Source organism: Nostocoides jenkinsii Ben 74, from assembly GCF_001046875.1.
Taxonomy (GTDB): domain Bacteria; phylum Actinomycetota; class Actinomycetes; order Actinomycetales; family Dermatophilaceae; genus Nostocoides_A; species Nostocoides_A jenkinsii.
In genome coordinates this window covers 755,539-774,360 of the sequence record NZ_HF571038.1, presented here as the reverse complement: position 1 = coordinate 774,360, position 18,822 = coordinate 755,539, and the positions used below count along the sequence as shown (strand labels likewise).

The window sequence follows — 18,822 nt, the reverse complement described above, 5'->3', positions numbered from 1 at the left end:
CAATGCCCGCTACCCCCCCTGACGCTCTGGCGCGGTGGCGATGGCCGGCTCTCGATGTCCTGATCTGGATCGTGGCGGTCGCCCTCGCCGTGCTGCTGCGCTTCGACTTCCGCCTCGAGCACGTGTCTGAGGGCCTGCCTCTTTTCGTCGGCCTCGTCGTCGTGCTCCACCTGGTGACGGGCTTCACCGTGGGGCCGTATGCCATCGGTCACGTCATGGGATCCCTCGAAGAAGTCGTCGACCTGCTGCGCATCATCGCCCTGACCGTCGTCCCGGCCTTCGCCATCAATTGGTTCACCTCGCCCTTGTGGGCGCCGCGCTCGGTGCCGCTGATCGGCGGGCTGATCGCGATCCTCGCCATGTTCGGCGCGCGCTTCGTGGTGCGCCTGCGCACGACTCGACCTGGCGCGCGCGAGGATGCCGAGCGCGTCATCGTCTTCGGTGCCGGGCGCGGTGGCCGCCAGCTCATCCGCAGCCTGATCACCGACCCGGCAAGTCAAATGGCGCCGGTCGCCGTCCTCGACGACGACCCGGCGAAGCGGCGGTGGAGCATCGACGGCATCCGGGTGCGCGGTGGGCGCGGCGATCTCGCGTCGGTGGCCCACCTCTCGGGTGCAACCATGCTCGCCGTCGCCGTCGCCGTCCCGAGCGCGAGCGGCGAACTGCTGAACGAGCTGCGCGAAGCCGCCGCTGCCCTCGACCTCGACCTGCGGGTCCTGCCCCCCACGCGCGACCTGCTGGGCTCGGTCAGGCACACGGACCTGCGCAGCCTGGACCTCGCCGACCTGCTCGGCCGCGGCGAAGTGGCCCTCGACGCCGACGCCATCTCTGGAACCATCAGCGGCAAGACCGTGCTCGTGACGGGAGCCGGCGGCTCCATCGGATCGGAGCTCTGCCGCCAGGTCGCACGCTTCGACCCACGCCGCCTCGTCATGCTCGATCGGGACGAATCGGGATTGCACGCAACGCAACTCACGCTCGCGGGCCACGGCCTGCTCGACGGCGACGACACCGTGCTCGCCGACATTCGCGATGCCGCGCGCATGCACGAGGTGATGAATGACATCCGACCCGATGTGGTCTTCCACGCGGCCGCGCTGAAGCACTTGCCCCTCCTCGAGAGCTATCCCGAGGAGGCGTGGAAGACCAACGTCCTCGGAACCCTCAACGTGCTCAAAGCCGCCCGGGCGGCGGGTGTCGAGGTCTTCGTCAATATCTCTACCGACAAAGCGGCGAACCCCTCGTCCGTCCTCGGATATAGCAAGCGCCTGACCGAGCGGCTCACCGCCCACGAGGCGACGCAGGGCGGCGGACGCTATGTCAGTGTCCGCTTCGGCAATGTCCTCGGCTCGCGCGGCTCGGTGATCACGGCGTTCACTCAGCAGATCGAGCAGGGCGGCCCGGTGACGGTGACCCATCCGGATGTCGAGCGCTATTTCATGCTGATCCCCGAGGCCTGCCAGCTGGTGCTGCAGTCCGCCGCCATCGGGGACGATGGACGCGTGATGGTGCTGGATATGGGCGAGCCGATGAAGATCCTCGACGTCGCCCGCACCCTGATCAGCCTTTCGGGACGCCGCGACATCGAGATCACCGACACCGGCCTACGTGCAGGCGAGAAGCTGACCGAGGAACTCTTCGCTCCTGGGGAAGCAGCGGAATCGGCCGGTCATCCGCTGGTTCGTTGCGTCGACGTGCCGCCCTTGCCGGACTCCGAGGTGGGAACGCGTCGTTTCGCCTCCGCCAAAGAGTCGGAGGCGTTCATGCGGTCCGCAGCGCTCGTGCCCATGGAGAACGCCCGGTGAGCAGTCCTGTCATCGCTCTCTCCGTCCCCGACCTCGGTCCGGCGGAAGCAGCAGCCGCCGCCGCGTCCGTCGACGTCGTGCGGGGCGGCAAGGTCGATCTCGGCGCCATCGAGCAGTTCGAGCGCGGGATCGCGGAGGTGACTGGGTGCCGATATGCCGTCGCCCTCTCCTCGGGAACGGCCGCCTTGCATCTCGCGCTGATCCACCTCGGGGCACGCCCCGGAACGGTGGTGCTCACCTCGAGCATGACTTTTGCGGCCACTGCCAATGCGATCCGCTACACCGGCGCGGAGCCCGTCTTCGTCGACTCGCAGGCGAGCGATGCGAATGTTAACCCGCACCTGTTGCTCAACGCCGCGGACCAACTGCTGGCTCAAGGCCGCGAGATCGCAGCAGCCGTCCCCGTCGATCTGTATGGACGGTGCGCCGACTATTCGGTCCTCGAGCCGGGCCTGCGCGAACGCGGCATCCCCCTTCTCTGTGATGCGGCCGAGTCCCTCGGCGCCGCGCACAACGGCCGCCCTGCGGGGTCCTTCGGTGAGGCCGGCGTCTTCTCCTTCAACGTGAACAAGCTGCTGACGACGCTCGGCGGCGGCATGCTGGTCAGCGACGACGAGGACCTCGTCGCGCACGCCCGCAAGCTCGCGACGCAAGCTCGCGAAAATGTGCCGTGGTATGAGCACACCGAACTCGGCTTCAACTACCGGATGACCCACACCTCCGCCGCCATCGGGAACGCGCAGCTCGCGCGCCTGCCCGAACTTCTCGCCGCTCGGCGCGCAATCCGCGACGGGTATGCCGGGCATTTCGCGGACGTGCCCAGCGTGCGCATCCTCGGCAGGGACGCCGGCGACGGAGGCGACAATTGCTGGCTGACCTCGATCGTTGTCAACGACCCGACGTTCGACGCGGCCGCGGCCGTGGCGGCGCTCCAGGCCGAGGGCATCGAAGCGCGCCAATTGTGGAAGCCCATGCATCTGCAGCCGGTCTATGCCGACGCAACGGTCGTCGGCGGCGAGCTCGCCGAAGACCTGTTCGCGCGCGGCCTCAATCTCCCAAGCAGTTCCGTATTGACCGACAGCGAACTTGACCGTGTGGTTGAGCGCCTGACCAGATGGCTGGACGCGCAATGAGTCCCGGATACCGCGGCAAGCGGGCCTTGGACCTGGCGATCAGCGTGCCCGCACTGGTGGCCAGCCTTCCCATTCAAGCCGCTATCGCGCTGGCCGTCCGCCGTCGGCTTGGTACGCCTGTCCTGTTCCGCCAGACCCGTCCGGGCCTGCACGGTGAGCCCTTTGAACTGGTCAAATTCCGGTCGATGCGCGATATCGATGAGGCCGCCGGCCTCGTCACGGACGCCCAGCGGTTGACGGCTTTCGGGGTATGGCTGCGCTCCACCAGCCTCGACGAGCTGCCGAGTTTGTGGAATGTGGTGAAAGGCGATATGTCGATCGTTGGGCCGCGTCCTCTGCTCATGCGCTACCTGACGAGGTACACGCCCGAGCAGGCCCGACGCCATGATGTGCGGCCCGGGCTGACCGGCCTTGCGCAGATCAGCGGGCGCAACGCCATCAGTTGGGAACAGAAGTTCGCCCTGGACGCGGAGTATGCCGCCACCGCGAGCCCGCGGCTCGATCTGCGGATAATCCTTGGCACCGTGAAGCAGGTGTTTCGTCGCGACGGCATCACCGCCGACAACGATGCGACGATGCCCGAGTTCCTCGGCTTGGAGGGACAGCCCGTATGAAGCGCATCATCATCGTTGGGGCGGGTGGCCACGGCAGGGAGATGGAGGATCTGATTCAGGCCATCAACTCCGTAGCTGGCACGTGGGACATCGTTGGAATCGTCGACGACGCCCCGTCGCCGGAGAATCGAGATCGCGTTGCTCGTCTCGGGCAGCGCTTCATCGGTGGATTGAACGACCTTTTCGGTGAGTCGCCAGGCCACTTCGTCATCGGTATCGGCAACGGGCAGCACCGCGCCGCAATAGATCAGCAGCTCGTCCTGAAGGGCTGGGAGCCAGCCGTTCTCGTTCATCCCGCCGCGTATGTGGGAGCAGATGTAGCTCTCGGCCCGGGCAGCGTGATCTGCGCCGGCGTCACGGCCACCACCAATATCAGCCTCGGACGTCATGTCCATGTGAATCGAAATGCGACGCTTGGACACGACTCGTACTTGGAGGATTACGTCACGGTGAATCCTCTTGCAGCTATCTCCGGCAATGTGCGCATCGGGACAATGACGATGATCGGCACGACGGCCGCCATCTTGCAGAACCTGTCGGTCGGTGCGCGATCCACGGTTGGCGCCGGGGCGGTCGTCACCAAGGACGTCGGCGACGACGTCATCGTCAAAGGCATCCCGGCGCGGTGAGAGTCTGTCTGGTCACGCAGTGGTTCCCGCCGGAGCCGGGAACCATGGTCCCGTCGGCGATCGCGCAGTCGTTGCAGGATCTCGGGCACACCGTCGATGTGCTCACCGGATTTCCGAACTACCCCACGGGCCGACTGCCCGAGGGCTGGCGCGTGCGTCCATATCAGCGTGACGTCATCAGCGATGACCTCACCATCCACCGGGCGCCCTTGTATCCCAGCCATGACGCCAACGCCGTGCGCCGGATGGCCAACTATGTGAGCTTCGCGGCCGGGGCATCGCTGGTCGCCAACACCCGCGTGCCCCAGCCCGACGCCTGGCTCATCTATTCCTCCCCCGCGACGGCTGCCCTGCCCGCGATGCTCGCGCGGCGTGGCTTCCGCGCGCCCAGGGCGATGATCGTTCAGGATCTCTGGCCGGACAGCGTCACCGGCAGCGGCATGGTTGACGGACTGTCGGGCAAGATCATCGGCGGCTCTCTCGGCGCTTTTTGCCGGGCTAGCTACCGCTCGTGCGGAGCGATCGGGGTCATCTCCCCTGGCATGGCAGACGTCTTGCAGGCGCGCGGCGTCCCCGCGGACAAGATTCACTACACCCCCAACTCGGTGGACGATTCCTTCCTCATGGGTGCCGAGCCGGTGGATTGGCGCGCCGAAATCAGCCTCCCCGAGGGCCTCGTCTTTCTGTATGCCGGCAATATCGGCCCCTTGCAAGACCTCGTCCCGTTGGTGCGCGCCTTCGCCGGAATAGAGCGCGCCCATCTCGTCATCGTGGGCGACGGTGTCGCGCGTGACGCAGTCGAGGACGCAGCCGCAGGAATGCCGAATGTTCATCTCCGTCCCGCGGTCGGCTCAGCCGAGATAGGGCGCCTCATCATGGGCGCTGACGTGCAAGTCGTCTCCCTTCAGGACACCCCACTGATGCGGGTGACGATGCCAAGCAAGGTGCAGACCTCCCTCGCTTCGGGCCGGCCAGTTCTTGTGCATGCGGCCGGGGACCCGGCCGAACTCGTCACCGCCGCTGGGGCGGGCTGGTCGAGCCCGCCCGGTGACGTCGAGGCGACACAGCACGTGCTCCGTAGGATTCTGTCCACGTCGGTGGAACAACGGCTGGCAGCGGGTCAACGGGCTCGAATGCTATTTGAGGCGAACTTCACGACCACTGCCGCGCTGACGCATCTCCATGAACTTCTCGACTATGCAGGAAGGGGCGGCAAGTGACGCAGCTCGCGGGCGCCACCATCGTCATCACCGGTGGGACTGGCTCGTTCGGACGCACGATGGCCAGGCATTTGCTCACGGAAGGGGTCGCGCGCATCCACATTTTCTCGCGGGACGAGGCGAAGCAGGATGAAATGCGCCAGCAGTTCAGCGATACCCGCCTGCGCTTCTTCCTTGGCGACGTTCGGGATCGTCACAGTGTCGACTCAGCAATGACGGGGGCGGACTACGCCTTCCACGCGGCCGCGCTAAAGCAGGTGCCGAGCTGTGAGTTCTTTCCCGACCAAGCGGTCAAGACCAATGTCTTGGGTAGTCAGAATGTCATCGAGTCCGCGCACGAGCACGAGCTGCGCTCGGTCGTGTGCCTGAGCACCGACAAGGCGGTCTATCCGGTCAATGCGATGGGCATGAGCAAGGCCCTGATGGAGAAGACCGCGCAGGCGTTCGCTCGCAACCACCCCGAATCCCGGACGACCGTCTCCATCACGCGCTACGGCAACGTCATGTACTCCCGGGGTTCGGTCATCCCCCTCTTCGTCCGCCTCATCGAGCAGGGCAAGCCGCTGACGGTCACCGAGCCCACGATGACTCGCTTCCTCATGTCGCTCGACGAGAGCGTCGACCTCGTCAAGCACGCCTTCTTCCACGCCGAGCCTGGCGACCTCTTCGTCAAGAAGGCTCCGGCCTGCACCGTGGCGACCCTCGCGACGGCCGTGGCCGAACTCATGGGTGTCGAGCCCGACCTGCGCAAGATCGGGATGCGGCACGGGGAAAAGATGTGGGAGACGCTGCTCTCGCGCGAGGAGAAGATCAAGGCGACCGACCAGGGCGACTACTTCCGGGTCCCCCTCGACGCGCGCTCACTCGACTACAGCAAGTACGTCGAGGACGGCGAGGACGGCACCGTGACAGCCGAGGACTACGACTCGGACAACACTGAGCGGCTCGACGTCGAGCAGACGAAGGCTCTCGTCGCCGCGTTGCCCGAGATGCAGGCCGTCCTGGAGGCTCGACGATGAAGATCCTGCTCACCGGCGCCCGCGGCTTCCTCGGCTGGCACACCCGGCTACGGCTGCACGCACTCACCGATCACGAGGTCGTCCCCGTCGGCCGCGACGAGTGGCACGACCTCCCACTGCTCGTCGCCGACAGCGATGCGGTCATTCACATCGCAGGTGTTAATCGTGCCGAGACTGACGACGAGGTCGAGGGTGGCAACGTAGCCCTGGCCGAGGACCTCGCCGCCGCGATCCGCGGGGCGGGCCACCCCCTTCGCATCGTCTACGCCAACTCCATCCAGGCGGGGAACGGGACCCCCTACGGGCGGGGCAAGGAGCGGGCAGCGGAGATCCTCCGTGACGCCACCCAGACCGGCGTCGGCCATCTCGTCGACGTGCTGCTGCCAAACATCTTCGGCGAGCACGGACGACCGCAGTACAACTCCTTCGTCGCCACCTTCGTCGACGCCACCGTGCGGGGCGAGACCCCGTCCATCAACGACAACCAGGTCGGCCTGCTGCACGTCCAGGACGCGGCCCAGGCCCTCCTCGACGGGCTCGAGATAAGCGACGCCCAGCTCTCGCCCGAGCCCGAGACCCACGGGGTGCAAGAGGTCTGGGACCTGCTCCAGGAGTTCCACGCGAACTACGTGCCGGTCGGTGAGATCCCCGACCTGAGCACGAAGTTCCGCATCGACCTCTTCAACACCTACCGCGCGGCGCTCTTCCCCGAGCACTACCCGATCCGGCTCACCCCGCACAGCGACCCGCGAGGCTCCTTCGTCGAGACCGTGCGATGCCGCGGCGGCGAGGGCCAGACCTCGTTCTCCACAACGGTCCCCGGCATCACGCGCGGCGAGCACTACCACCTGCACAAGATCGAGCGCTTCGCGGTGATCTCCGGGTCGGCGACGATGGAGCTGCGCAAGATGTTCAGCGACGAGGTGCTGACCTTCCCCGCGACGGGCGACGAGCCCGTCGCCATCGACATGCCCGTCGGGTGGGTGCACAACATCACCAACACCGGTGACGAGGTGCTTCTCACCCAGTTCTGGAGCCACGAGCTCTTCCGGCCGGACGCACCCGACACCTTCCCCGAGCCGGTGAGGTTGGATTGACGGTGCAGATGTCGCCCATCCGCCGTGAGGACGCCGACGCCCTCGCGCGGCTGCACGCGCGGGCCTTCCCAAGCTTCTTCCTCAGCTCTCTCGGCGTCCCCTTCCTCCGGCAGTTCTACCTCGGATTCGTGGGGGACCCCACGGCCGTCACCGTCGTCGCGCGCGACGGCGGCACACCAGTGGGCTGCGTCGTGGGCACGATCGAGCCGCAAGGATTCTTCACCCGTCTGCTTCGGCGCCGCCTCGTCGGTTTCGGCGTGGCATCGGCTCGCGCTGCGATCACCCGCCCCCGGTCGATCCACCGCCTGCTCCGCGGGCTGCTCTACCGCGGGGGCGCCGACCACGCACCGACCGGCGGCGCGCTCCACAGCTCTATCTGCGTGGACCCCGCCCGTCGGGACATCGGCCTCGGCGCGGATCTCATCTCCCGATGGTCCGAGCTGCCTGCGTCGAAGGGCGCCTCCACCGCGTACCTCACGACGGACGCCATCGATAACGAAGCAGTCAACCGCTTCTACCAGCGCGCAGGGTGGACGATCGCCGGTACCGCATCCACGCCTGAGGGACGATCGATGCACACCTACACCGTCACGCTGCCCACAGGAGCCTCGAATTGAAGGTCATGACCGTCGTCGGCACCCGCCCGGAGCTCATCAGGCTCTCTCGGGTACTGCATCGCCTCGACTCCACCGACGGGATCGAGCACGTCCTGGTGCACACCGGGCAGAACTACGACTACGAGCTCAACCAGGTCTTCTTCGACGACCTGGGGATCCGCAAGCCCGACCACATGCTCGGGGTGGACACCTCGAGCCTCGGGAAGGTCCTCGGCGGGACCCTTATCGCGGTCGAGGACGTCCTCGACCGCGAACAGCCGGATGCGCTCCTCGTGCTCGGCGACACCAACTCCTGCATCGCAGCGCTCATGGCACGCCGCAAGAAGGTCCCCGTGTACCACATGGAGGCCGGCAACCGGTGCTTCGACCTCAACGTCCCCGAGGAGACGAACCGCCGGCTCGTCGACCACGTAAGCGACTTCAACCTCGTCTACACCGAGCACGCACGCCGCAACCTCCTCGCCGAGGGCCTGCACCCGCGGCGGATCCTCAAGACCGGATCGCCCATGCGTGAGGTCCTCGACGCCTACCGAGCCAAGATCGACGCCTCGACCGTCCTGACCGACAAGGGCCTGACCGAGGGCGAGTACTTCCTCGTCAGCGCCCACCGCGAGGAGAACGTCGACTCGCCCGAGCGGCTGCGCATGCTGCTGGGCTGCCTGACCGCAGTGCATGCCGCCTACGGCAAGCCGGTCTTCGTCTCGACCCACCCCCGCACCCGCAAGCGCCTCGAGGCCCTCCCGGACTGGTCCGAGCCGGAGGGCATCACCTTCAGCGAGCCGCTCGGCTTCCACGACTACAACAAGCTGCAGCTGTCCGCCGCCTGCTGCCTGTCCGACTCGGGCACGATCGCGGAGGAATCGACGCTCATTGGCTTCCCGGCGGTGACTCTCCGTGACTCGATCGAGCGCCCCGAAGCCCTCGACACCGGCGGGATCATGATGACTGGCCTCGATTCCGACGACGTCGTCGCGGCGGTCGGTGTCGCGATGGCCAGCGGGTACGAGCGGGATGGCGTCAGCCACCTCACCCCCGACGACTACCTCATCGACAACACGAGCGAGCGGACGGTGAAGTTCATCCTGTCCACGGCGGGGCGCCACTACCAGTGGGCGGGCATTCGGGCCTGACAACCAGACTTAGCGCTCCAGCCGCTCCCGCGGCTGACCAACCCGGACAGGACTTCCCGGACGAGAGCTGAAACCTTGGAGCTGGAATGGTTGATGACGGCCAATTCTAGGCCTCGCGCGCTCAGGCGACCTCGCTCCTCGGGATCTTGCGCCAGGTCCCGCGCGGCTGACAGGAGGTCCTCCGGGTCCTGAGTGGTCACGCAGCGCCCGAAACCACCGTCGCGGACATACAGCATCGACGCCACGTCCTCAGGCCCGATCGCGAGGATGGGCACCCCGTACGCCATGTACTCAGGGATCTTCGTCGAGATGGAGAGCGCAGTAACCGCTTTGCTCTCCCGGTCAAATGCCTCGACGTGAACCGCCACCGTCGCACGAGCGAGCACTTGAGCAACCTCCTCCTGGCCAAGTGAACCCCCGTACGTGACCCGGGACGACGCCAGTCCGGCCCCGGCCTCTCCAGTGGGTCTGTCCCGGGCGTAGACGGTCAGTTCGCAGTCGACTCCCTCTGTGCGCAGAACCTGAATGGCGGACCCAAGATCGCTGAGCACACGCCACCGATTGCTATGCAGGCTTCCGACGTAGACGAAATCGACACGTTCTCCGGCGACAGACTGCGGTGGCGTCCGCCTGCCAATGTCAACGGCGTTCATGATCGGCACGGACGAGAATCCGAAACGCGCCTCGTAGACCTTGCTCATATGATCACCGATCGTGAAGATTGCGCCGGCTCCCCTGGTCATTCGTCTGAATACTCGCCGGGTCCAGCGACGGTAGATCAGGCGAGCGGGCGATCGCGTGCTGATGGGGAGGACGTAGTCGTCGGTGATGTAGAAGGCGACGGGAATATCGAACCTGCGTGCCCAACCTTCGACGGCCGGGTACAGGTAGTTGGCGTCCCCTCCACAGAAGAAGATCACCTGGGGGTCGAACTCGTCTAGCCAGGCGACAAGCGCAGGACTGGACTCCCATGGGGTAAATCTCCACGCCAGGCTTCTCAGCAGACGGAGCCACCACCATCCCTTCACCCGATCCAAGTTTGCCTGGCTCGCGACGCTCTGCCCCGTTGTAGCCGCCTCGGCGTGAAGCGCCTCGGCCGCAACCGGGCGTCGGCCATAACCCGTGAGGAACCGAAGAATGTGCGCGTCGGTTATTCGGATGTATTTGCGACAAACCGGCGACGAGGGCGCCTCTCGGTGGAAGAAGACCTGAGCGATCGAATCGACCGGGTGGCCTTCGAAGAAGGAGGCGATGGTCTTGCCGTTGTTCGAGGTGGCTGACAGGGGATTAACGGACACCACGAGGACACGAGGAGGTGGGTGGCTTGCGGACGTCACTGAACAGCCCCCAATGCCGTGATGAGGAAGTGCCAGGACGCCGCACGGGCGGGCTCCAGCCGTGCCTCAAGCTCCTCCCAGTCGCACGGTTCCACAAGGAACGGTCTACCCGCCCGACAGGCCGTCTTGTCCACCCCCATGACATCCAGAACAGCCTCGAAACGGCCCCCCATGCCCTCACGGGGAAGCACGAGCACGGGCTTTCGATACATCACAGCGAAGGCGAAGGCATGGAAGGAATTGGTCGCGACAAAGGCAGCAGCAGAGATTCCTTCGACCAGTGCGAGCGGAGACAGCCCGGACCCAGGTGGCAGATGCTGCACAGCAAGACCCCTCGCACGCGTGCTCTCCTCGGCAACATTCTGATCCTGGCTGGACAGTCCCACTCCGAAGACCAGCCCCGCTCCCGCGGCCGGACCAGCCTTCGGCGGAACGAGACTGTGCCACATCTCAGGACCTGCGAGCAGGGTGGGGTCCAGAACCACCGGCACCTCGCGCCCAGTGAGCTCACGGACGATCAGCGCGCCCTCGGGCTCGCGAACCGAGATTGCATCGATCCCCGTCAGCCCGGAGGCATACGTGTCGCGGAGCCAGCTCGGTAAACTCGCATGACCGAAACTCGCAGCATACGCAATCCGTCGTCCTGGCGGGGCGAAACTGAGGAAGTCCACGGGCGACGCAAACCTGTAAAGCGGGTTCCACACCTGATCCGAACCGACAATGAACGCATCGAACTGCGAGCTCGCCTGCTCCAACGATCCCTCGAACATGCGAACGGGAATGACCGCGTTCTCGATCCGGGACAACTCCCCCGCGTCTGCGGAGGACCGTCGCAGAGATCTGGCAATCTGCAGTGCCGTCATCCACAGCCCGATTCGCTCGGCCTTGAGCCGTAGGTACGATCCATTACCGAACGCGTCGTGTAGTTGGGGGCTGTTGACGATGGTCCGCACCTCGGCGACGCCAGCGCGCCTCACCATCTCCTGCAGAGCAAAGTTCTGAAGACGGTTGCCGAAGTTGTTGAAGTCCACGATGGTGACGATCGCCGCTGATCCGATCACGCTAAGGCCTCCGCTCGTGATTTTTGCGGCTGGGTCGGACGAAGATTTTTGCGGCTGGGTCGGACGAACAAGAACGCGAAAAGTAGCAGGAGCGACAGGTACCGGTTGTCGGCCGACACGAAAACGAAGTTTCCGACGGGAAACGACAGCATCTGCATGATGACGAAGTATTGCACCATGAGCGCCACAGCGGTCCGCTTGGGACTTGCTCTACGGTACAGGGAGCCGAGTAGCAAGCAGCCCATAACCAGACCGATAAACCCGGCAGTCTGCAGCAAGAGGATCATGTCCGGGCGCCACCGAGCGCCCATGCTCACAATCGCATCCATCAGAGACGAAGGATCATCCATGTAGAAGCGCGACAACCCACCCGGAAACAGCCCAGCGTCCAATGACGCCCCGCTGCTCAGCCAAAGCTGATCGACGAAGGTCGAGGAGTAGTATATCCCGAATCCCCAGTAGTCAAACATGCCGGAGGTAAAGGTAGTCACGACCGACGGAAGAGCGCCACTGTCGTCGATCTGGATGTCCGACGCAGCCCGGTGGCCGAACTCCCGCCCACGCTCCTGGATATTGTAGGTGAAGTACCAGATCGCTCCGAGGGCAAGGGTAGCAATGAGGAGAATTCGCTTGGGTGACAAGCCCGACTTGCCGAACGCCCCGGCGCGCATGAAGAACGCAAACATCAGAAGGACCGCGAGCTCAAAGACCTCGAACGTCGTACCTCTAGCAAGAGATCCGTAGATCTGCGCAGCAGCGCACATGCCGATGAACACCCAGTGGCGCGCTCTCGGCTTCCGAGTCAGGACGACGATGGCCATCACGCCATAGATCAGCAGCGCCTTCTTGTACATCATGAGGATGAGGTATGGCCACTGGGCGAAGCCACTCTCGCGCACGATCTCGTCGAACTGGATGTACTCGAGGTATCTGCCCGATCCGCCCGACAAGGAGGCCAGGACCTCGCTCGGTCCGACGCCCGCGAACACCCTGGCGATGATGACAGCGCAAACGAGCGTGCTGGCTCCGAGGATCATCAGGACAGGACCACTGCTTCGAGCGATCCAGGGCTGCTCCGCTGCGAACTGATCCAGCTGTACGGGTTCCTGCCGCTCGGTGCTCCGCCCGGAAGCCTGGGCAACCGACCGCGCGTGACCGCGCGCGGACCTGCACAGAAGCGCCTTTGGTGAAACGAGAGTACCCATCTTAAACAAGAGAAAGAGCACCCACATGAGGGCGGTGCCCGCAAGAACGTCATCGATAACGAGGGTGGTGCCAGCAACAGCGAGCAGCGCCAAGGTCGAGAAGGCGACGTACGCCCAGAAGACTGGTCGAGTTCCGGAGATCAACGCGAGGCCCTCTTCATCGTATGAACCACCCTATGACCAAGGGCCAGGAGCCGGGCAGAGGAGGCTGCGATCGTCAACGGGGGCACGAGACGCAGCGATTCTAGCCCCACCGGCAACTGCTGGAGGACCGCGCGAGCAGCCCTCACCACGCGTCGAAGATCCTCGTTGGAGACCTCGGGAGACTTCCACATCAGGAACCCCAAGGTCTTGATGCAGTGCACGTTGAACGAGGACGCCGCGGCGCGCATCCGGAGACCACCCGGGGCTGTCTCAACCAGCAGAAGTTGCCCTGCGTCCAGCATCGTCAACCAACGAGCGTTGAACGGTTGGGTGTTGGCACTTGCCTCGGCGGGGGTGTACAGGTAGAGAGGGCCGGGAACGAGCACCACCCGGCGTGCCCTGCCGAGTGCGCGAGCCGTGAAAACGGCATCCTCAAAAATGTGGATGTCTTCGGGGAAGCTCGTGCCCACCAGAAGCTCCCTGCGGAACACATGCGCCCAGACGGAAGTAGGTCCCGCCAACCGCATCATGCGCTCGGTCGCGGCCAAGGCCGAGAGAAGGGTCGGCACTGGACTACCCGCGTCAGGAGCCCTGCGGACCGTGTAGTCCCGTAGGCCGACAACCTGAGCGTCGGACTCTGCCGCTGCCATGAGAAGCGTCTCCAGGTAGTCCGGCTTAGCCCACGCATCGTCGCTGTCGAGAAAGGTGACCCAGTCACCTTTCGCGATCCTCAGGCCGGCATTTCTTGCCGCCGAGACCCCCTGCTTTCGCTCGACGAGGACCTGAACACGCTTGTCCTGCCGAGCTATCCGCTGCGCCACGCGATACGAGTCGTCGGCGGAGTTGTTGTCGACGACCAGGACCTCGACATCTCCCCATCCTTGGTCAAGCGCGGAGCGCACGCACCTCTCAAGTGACTCCTGCGCGTTGAAGACGGGGACGATAACGCTCACGAGTGCCGCCACATCAGACCCATCTGCTCATGACGAGCGCACGAAAACCCGAACGTTCATCCCCGCTCATACCGACCCACCAAGTGACGGTGACGTAGGTCAGCACCGTGACACCTGCCCCCACCAGCGCATATACGAGCGATTCAGCGAACAAATGACGGCAAGCAAGGGCAGTGGCTGCGCTGAGGACTACCGGCGCCCACACGGTACGACCGACGGCACGCCAAGCCGAGATGAGATCCACGCCAACGCGGACCTGGCTGTACACGCCGATCGCTAGTCCATTCGCTACCACCAGGATAATCGCAGTCCCAAGTGCAGCCCCTCTGGCTCCCAGGTGCTGGCTGAGCTGAACGCTTATCGCGACATTCAGCAAAGATGCTCCGGCCAGCAAAAGAATGCGGAAGCGATGCAGGTTGCGCGCCTTCTGAACCTCGATCGCGACGTTCTGAACGAAAGCGATGAATCCCCCAGCCATGAGCACCGCAGCGACGGTGTAGGACTCGGCGTAGGCGGGCCCCACCCACGCGATCATGAGCGGCTTCCCCCAGAAGACGAAAGTCAAAAGAACAAGCGCGAGACTCATCGCCTGGATCCTGGCGAGAGCGGTGACTCGGGAACCGAGGGAAGCCTGGTCTCTGCGGGCCACCAGCTCGTGAACCAGGGGCGTGAAGACAGCGAGCAGTGAGACAGAGAGCATCATGAAGTAGAAGTTGACCTGGGCACCCAAGGAGTAGACAGCAACCTCCGACACCCCCGACGTCCAACTCAAGAGAATCTTGTCGGCTGTCCAGTTCACCTGGTCGATGAGTGTGTTGAGCAGCAGGAAGGAAGAGAACCCTCCGACTGCCAGCGCGAGGCTGCGGTCGAACTCCCTAGCCACTCGGAAGCCGAGGTGGTGGACGCAGCGCCACAGAGTCCAGGCGGACGTAACGCCATACAGACCGAAGGTGACTACGGCCATCCCCAGCGAACCGGCGCCAGCGAGTACCGCGGGGACGAACAGCAGCGGGGCAACCACTTGCCGCACCATCGCAACCACCTTGTTCGCGACAATGTTGTCCTTCGCGAGAAGGTAGGTGTCAAAGAGGTTCATGGGGATGGACAGCGCGACTGTGAGAACCATGAGCAACCACAGTTCACGGACGAGCGTCGCCTGCGGGCCTGAACCGGAGCCGCCGAGAAGACTTGGAGCGAAGGGGCTCAGTAGAAGGCCGACAATCGCGACGATGCCTCCGGTGACGACCAGGAGGGTGGCGAAGACGCGGTTGATCGAGGCCTCCCGTAGGCCCTCCACGGTCCCGTGCCAGTAGAAGCGCAGGTATGCCGCGTTGAACCCTGCTCCTACGAGGCCGAGTAGATTCGCCGCGGCGAAAACGAGGCTGTAGATCCCGAACTCGGTCTGACCCAGCGAGCGAAGGATGATGGGCATCGTGACAAGGTTGACGACCGCGGCTAGCGCGATCGTCAGATAGCCTAATGCCGCGCCTCCGAATCTCTGGCTCATCGCCGACGGCGCCGCAGCCGGAGCGCCGTCCTCCGGATGATGCCTTTCGCCTTCGAGGCCCGGACGCGCACTGCGCTGGGCCGGTACAACCTTTCGTATTCACCTATCAGAGGACTCATGCGGGAAACAAAGTCGTCGAAGGTGCCGGCGCTCAGGAACATCTCAAGGCTCGCCGCCCTGAGAAGCATCCGCTGAGCGTATATCCGCCGCCGCTGCAACGGGATGTCCGCTGACGCCGCGACTCGCTTGAGGGGCCGGATGTGGTGAGCGGCGTCACGACGGCTTAGTCGGTATGCGAGCCCCTCTCGACGATCACGCAGCCCGCCGGCTTGCGACGCGCGGATCTGGTCGGCATCCACCGGTTCGAGACAGACCTCGTCGCCTGAACCGCTCAGGAGTTCCACTGCTTGCTGACTTCGGAGAGCGACGATGCTCGTGCCTTGAGGGTTCGCCACGTACGGGGCCAACCAAGCATCGCCGATGCTGATGTCCGCGGTCTCTGCAAGCACGTCGTCGCAGACGTCGCACGCCGGGTACCTGAATAGACCTTTACCCCAGTCGTACGAGAACATCTCACGGGCGGGGCGGACGACCGAACCTCCGTCCTCGCGCGTCAGTTCGATATTGTAGTCCGAGGCGGGCCCGACCGTCCCTTTCGCCCGGTAGTCGATCGTGCGCAACTCACCAGGGGCGAGCCCCATCTCGGAGGCCAGCGCCGCAGTGAAGAGCGAGCTCTTCATGTGGCCGCACACGAGGCCGACAGTGAATACGATGCGCTTGGCAAATACTGGCTCCTTCTCCTGCAGGAGTCGGACTGCCTTGATGAAGCACGGAACACCGACGACGGCGAACGCGGAGTTAGATGCTCTTACCGTCTCAAGGACGCGCGCCAGGGTCACGGGTGAATACCGCGTCTTTGCACCATCAGCGATCTCGAGGCTTGACGACGAGATCGCGTACTCGAAGTGCAGACCCGCCGCGCTGTCCTCGCTTGGTCGTACGTGGATCACCGAGTCGACAACACCGGTCGCAAGAAGGCGTTGGAGTACCCACGTGGCAATACCCCCCGAGCTGGACAATGCCCGCGCTTTCTCGTCGCGGACGTGCCCGACCAGTAGCCGCCTCGAGTATCCGACGCCAGGGTCGTAGTGAGTGGTCGAGTCCGGCAGGAGATGACTCGTCGCGAGGTCATCCTCGCTCCGCGTCGTCACGAAGGGACAGGTATTGACGAAGTCCGTGGAGGGATCGGAAGGGGCACGACCCTCCTCGACCTGAAGGAGGCCTTTAGGCGACAGACCGACCTGGAGCGTGGATCCCGTGATCGCCGCGCACGCGCCGCACCCGGTGCACATGTCCCCAGCCCGAACGATCGACAGGAACGACGCCTCGTCGAGGCGGACATCCTGCGAATCACTGCAAGCGCTCAAGGGGGGAGTGTTGGCCAGACCGAGGTCCCTGTCCGGCGAGCCCATCGGGAACCTCCTACGTTGGCCTGTGCACATACGCGCCGGTGCTCAAGACGGCCACCTGCGACCCTCACACGATATCAAGCCCGCCCACGCCTCCGTCCAACACCTGACATCTGGTTTGGACACCCATAACGGACGGTTATGCTTCAGCGGTCCCCGACGAGAGGTCCCCGCTGTGCCCGTAGCTGTTCCCCCGGCTGCCCTGACGCACCTCGACGTGCTCGAGAGCGAGTCGATCCACATCATCCGCGAGGTCGCCGCCGAGTTCGAGCGACCCGTCCTGATGTTCAGCGGCGGCAAGGACTCCATCGTCATGCTCCGCCTCGCCGAGCGCGCCTTCGCCCCGGCTCGCGTCCCCTTCGGCCTCCTCCAGGTCGACACGGGTTACGACTTCCCCGAGGTCCTCGCCACCCGTGACCGCTGGGTCGAGCGGCTCGGCATCGAGCTGCACGTCGCCTCGGTCGAGCAGGCGATCGCCGACGGCGTCGTCGTCGACGACGGGCGGACCTCACGCAACCGCCTCCAGATCGGCACACTGCTGCATGCCATCGAGGAGCGCGGCTACACCGCGGCCTTCGGCGGCGGCCGCCGCGACGAGGAGAAGGCTCGCGCCAAGGAGCGGATCTACAGCCACCGGCGGCCCCGACCTCGGACCGATCAACTCTGCGGTCGCGACGATCGCCGAGCACCTCCAGCCCGGCCCGCATCGCCGTCGTCCACGGCTCCCAGCTGAGGGTCACCGGTGCGCTGGTGGCCAAGTTGTCGGCCTGGGTCCACAGGTGCACGTTCTCGGCGAGGTCCAGGACCGCCCCCACCAGCACCAGCCACATCGCGAGCCGCGCCGCCTGCCACCAGGACCACGTCCGGTCGCCCGGTCCTGGTGCAGCGTGCCAGGGCGCTGCTGCTGGCCGGGGACGGGATGGCGAACACCGCGATCGCGGCGCAGGTGGGCGCGACAGTGAAGACGGTGCGGGCGTGGCGGGAACGGTTCGTAGGTGAGGGTCTGGTGAAGTTCGCGCAGGTCAAGGAGGGCCGGGGTCGCAAGGCGACGATCCCGCAGGCGAAGATTGAGGAGATCGTCGATCTCACGCTGCATTCCAAACCGGCGGGCGAGACGCACTGGTCGTGCCGGACGATGGCCGCGAAAACGGGCGTGTCGTCCTCACAAGTGCAGCGGATCTGGTCGGCCCGAGGGCTCAAACCGCACCTGGTCGACACGTTCAAGTTGTCCAACGACCCGCAATTCGAGACCAAGCTCGTTGACGTGGTGGGTTGTACCTGAACCCGCCCGAGCAGGCGATCGTGCTGTGCATGGACGAGAAGAGCCAGATCCAGGCGCTGGACCGCACCCAGCCGTCGCTGCCACTGAAGCCCGGACGAGCCGGCACGATGACGCACGATTACAAGCGCAACGGCACCACGACGCTGTTCGCCGCGTTGGAAGTCGCCACGGGAAAGGTGATCGGACAGTGCCTACCCAAACATCGTCACGATGAATTCCTGACGTTCCTGCGAAGGATCGACCGCGCCGTGCCCGCCGACCTGCAGGTGCATCTGATCTTGGACAACTACGCCACCCACAACCACGCCGACGTGACGAAGTGGCTCACGAAACACCCCCGGTTTCACCTGCACTTCACACCGACCTCGTCGTCATGGCTGAACCTCGTCGAACGTTGGTTCCGGGATCTGGACCAGAAGGCACTGCGCCGCGGCGTGTTCAAGAGCGTCCCCGATCTCATCACCGCGATCGAGGACTACCTCAACGCCCACAACGACCAACCTCGACCACTGGTCTGGACCGCATCAGCCGAGTCCATCCTGGAGAAAGTCACCCGCGGCCGAGTCGCCCTCAACCAGGTAACCAACACTGGGACAGACC

The 18,822-nt window shown here is 65.0% G+C and carries 15 protein-coding genes and 2 pseudogenes; 11 read left to right on the top strand and 6 right to left on the bottom strand.

Annotated features, from left to right (window positions below):
* The first annotated feature begins 2 nt into the window (after window positions 1–2).
* Genes BN13_RS03620 through wecB form a run of 9 tightly spaced genes read left to right on the top strand, consistent with a single transcriptional unit; the run spans window position 3 to window position 9,264 of the window.
* Window positions 3–1,805, top strand: a complete 1,803-nt coding sequence (locus BN13_RS03620) for a polysaccharide biosynthesis protein (RefSeq protein ID WP_048544507.1) — start codon at window positions 3–5, stop codon at window positions 1,803–1,805.
* On the top strand, window positions 1,802–2,938 hold the full coding sequence (locus tag BN13_RS03615; protein WP_235433922.1) for a DegT/DnrJ/EryC1/StrS family aminotransferase: 1,137 nt from the start codon (window positions 1,802–1,804) through the stop codon (window positions 2,936–2,938). The genes BN13_RS03620 and BN13_RS03615 overlap by 4 nt, the downstream gene beginning before the upstream one ends.
* A complete protein-coding gene (locus BN13_RS03610) occupies window positions 2,935–3,552 on the top strand; it encodes a sugar transferase (protein WP_048544505.1) in 618 nt (205 codons plus the stop codon). Before BN13_RS03615 ends, BN13_RS03610 begins: the two co-directional genes overlap by 4 nt.
* Window positions 3,549–4,181, top strand: coding sequence for an acetyltransferase (locus tag BN13_RS03605; RefSeq protein WP_201329039.1), 633 nt, complete (start codon window positions 3,549–3,551; stop codon window positions 4,179–4,181). The genes BN13_RS03610 and BN13_RS03605 overlap by 4 nt, the downstream gene beginning before the upstream one ends.
* Complete coding sequence (locus tag BN13_RS03600) at window positions 4,178–5,401, top strand: glycosyltransferase family 4 protein (protein WP_157038412.1); 1,224 nt, start codon at window positions 4,178–4,180, stop codon at window positions 5,399–5,401. The genes BN13_RS03605 and BN13_RS03600 overlap by 4 nt, the downstream gene beginning before the upstream one ends.
* The gene (locus BN13_RS03595) at window positions 5,398–6,420 is read left to right on the top strand and encodes an SDR family NAD(P)-dependent oxidoreductase (RefSeq protein WP_084733544.1); all 1,023 of its coding nucleotides are present in this window, start codon (window positions 5,398–5,400) and stop codon (window positions 6,418–6,420) included. Before BN13_RS03600 ends, BN13_RS03595 begins: the two co-directional genes overlap by 4 nt.
* Window positions 6,417–7,517, top strand: coding sequence for a polysaccharide biosynthesis C-terminal domain-containing protein (locus BN13_RS03590; protein WP_048544499.1), 1,101 nt, complete (start codon window positions 6,417–6,419; stop codon window positions 7,515–7,517). The genes BN13_RS03595 and BN13_RS03590 overlap by 4 nt, the downstream gene beginning before the upstream one ends.
* 8 nt (window positions 7,518–7,525) lie before the next feature.
* Complete coding sequence (locus BN13_RS03585; protein WP_235434124.1) at window positions 7,526–8,134, top strand: GNAT family N-acetyltransferase; 609 nt, start codon at window positions 7,526–7,528, stop codon at window positions 8,132–8,134.
* Window positions 8,131–9,264, top strand: coding sequence for a non-hydrolyzing UDP-N-acetylglucosamine 2-epimerase (gene wecB, locus BN13_RS03580; RefSeq protein ID WP_048544495.1), 1,134 nt, complete (start codon window positions 8,131–8,133; stop codon window positions 9,262–9,264). Before BN13_RS03585 ends, wecB begins: the two co-directional genes overlap by 4 nt.
* Here the strand turns inward: wecB and BN13_RS03575 are convergent.
* From BN13_RS03575 to BN13_RS03550, 6 genes are read right to left on the bottom strand one after another with little or no spacing between them, the layout of a single operon-like run.
* Window positions 9,237–10,562 (bottom strand): glycosyltransferase, encoded by a 1,326-nt coding sequence (locus tag BN13_RS03575; RefSeq protein WP_162199912.1) that lies wholly within the window; start codon window positions 10,560–10,562, stop codon window positions 9,237–9,239. The two genes, wecB and BN13_RS03575, sit on opposite strands and share 28 nt — an antisense overlap.
* A gap of 35 nt (window positions 10,563–10,597) precedes the next feature.
* Window positions 10,598–11,632: a polysaccharide pyruvyl transferase family protein gene (locus BN13_RS03570; protein WP_157038411.1), complete on the bottom strand. Its 1,035-nt coding sequence runs from the start codon at window positions 11,630–11,632 to the stop codon at window positions 10,598–10,600.
* A gap of 26 nt (window positions 11,633–11,658) precedes the next feature.
* Window positions 11,659–13,011 carry a hypothetical protein gene (locus tag BN13_RS03565; RefSeq protein WP_048544487.1) on the bottom strand — a complete coding sequence of 451 codons (1,353 nt, stop codon included), beginning with the start codon at window positions 13,009–13,011 and terminating at the stop codon, window positions 11,659–11,661.
* A complete protein-coding gene (locus tag BN13_RS03560) occupies window positions 13,008–13,964 on the bottom strand; it encodes a glycosyltransferase family 2 protein (RefSeq protein ID WP_162199910.1) in 957 nt (318 codons plus the stop codon). Before BN13_RS03560 ends, BN13_RS03565 begins: the two co-directional genes overlap by 4 nt.
* 13 nt (window positions 13,965–13,977) lie before the next feature.
* Window positions 13,978–15,471 (bottom strand): lipopolysaccharide biosynthesis protein, encoded by a 1,494-nt coding sequence (locus tag BN13_RS03555; protein ID WP_048544481.1) that lies wholly within the window; start codon window positions 15,469–15,471, stop codon window positions 13,978–13,980.
* A complete protein-coding gene (locus BN13_RS03550; protein WP_048544479.1) occupies window positions 15,468–16,943 on the bottom strand; it encodes a Coenzyme F420 hydrogenase/dehydrogenase, beta subunit C-terminal domain in 1,476 nt (491 codons plus the stop codon). Before BN13_RS03550 ends, BN13_RS03555 begins: the two co-directional genes overlap by 4 nt.
* 172 nt (window positions 16,944–17,115) lie before the next feature.
* Here BN13_RS03550 and cysD point away from each other — a divergent pair.
* Window positions 17,116–17,577 (top strand): annotated as a pseudogene (gene cysD, locus BN13_RS03545) (sulfate adenylyltransferase subunit CysD); the annotation flags it as partial.
* A 216-nt stretch (window positions 17,578–17,793) separates the two neighbouring features.
* Window positions 17,794–18,822: pseudogene (locus tag BN13_RS03540) on the top strand (IS630 family transposase); the annotation flags it as partial.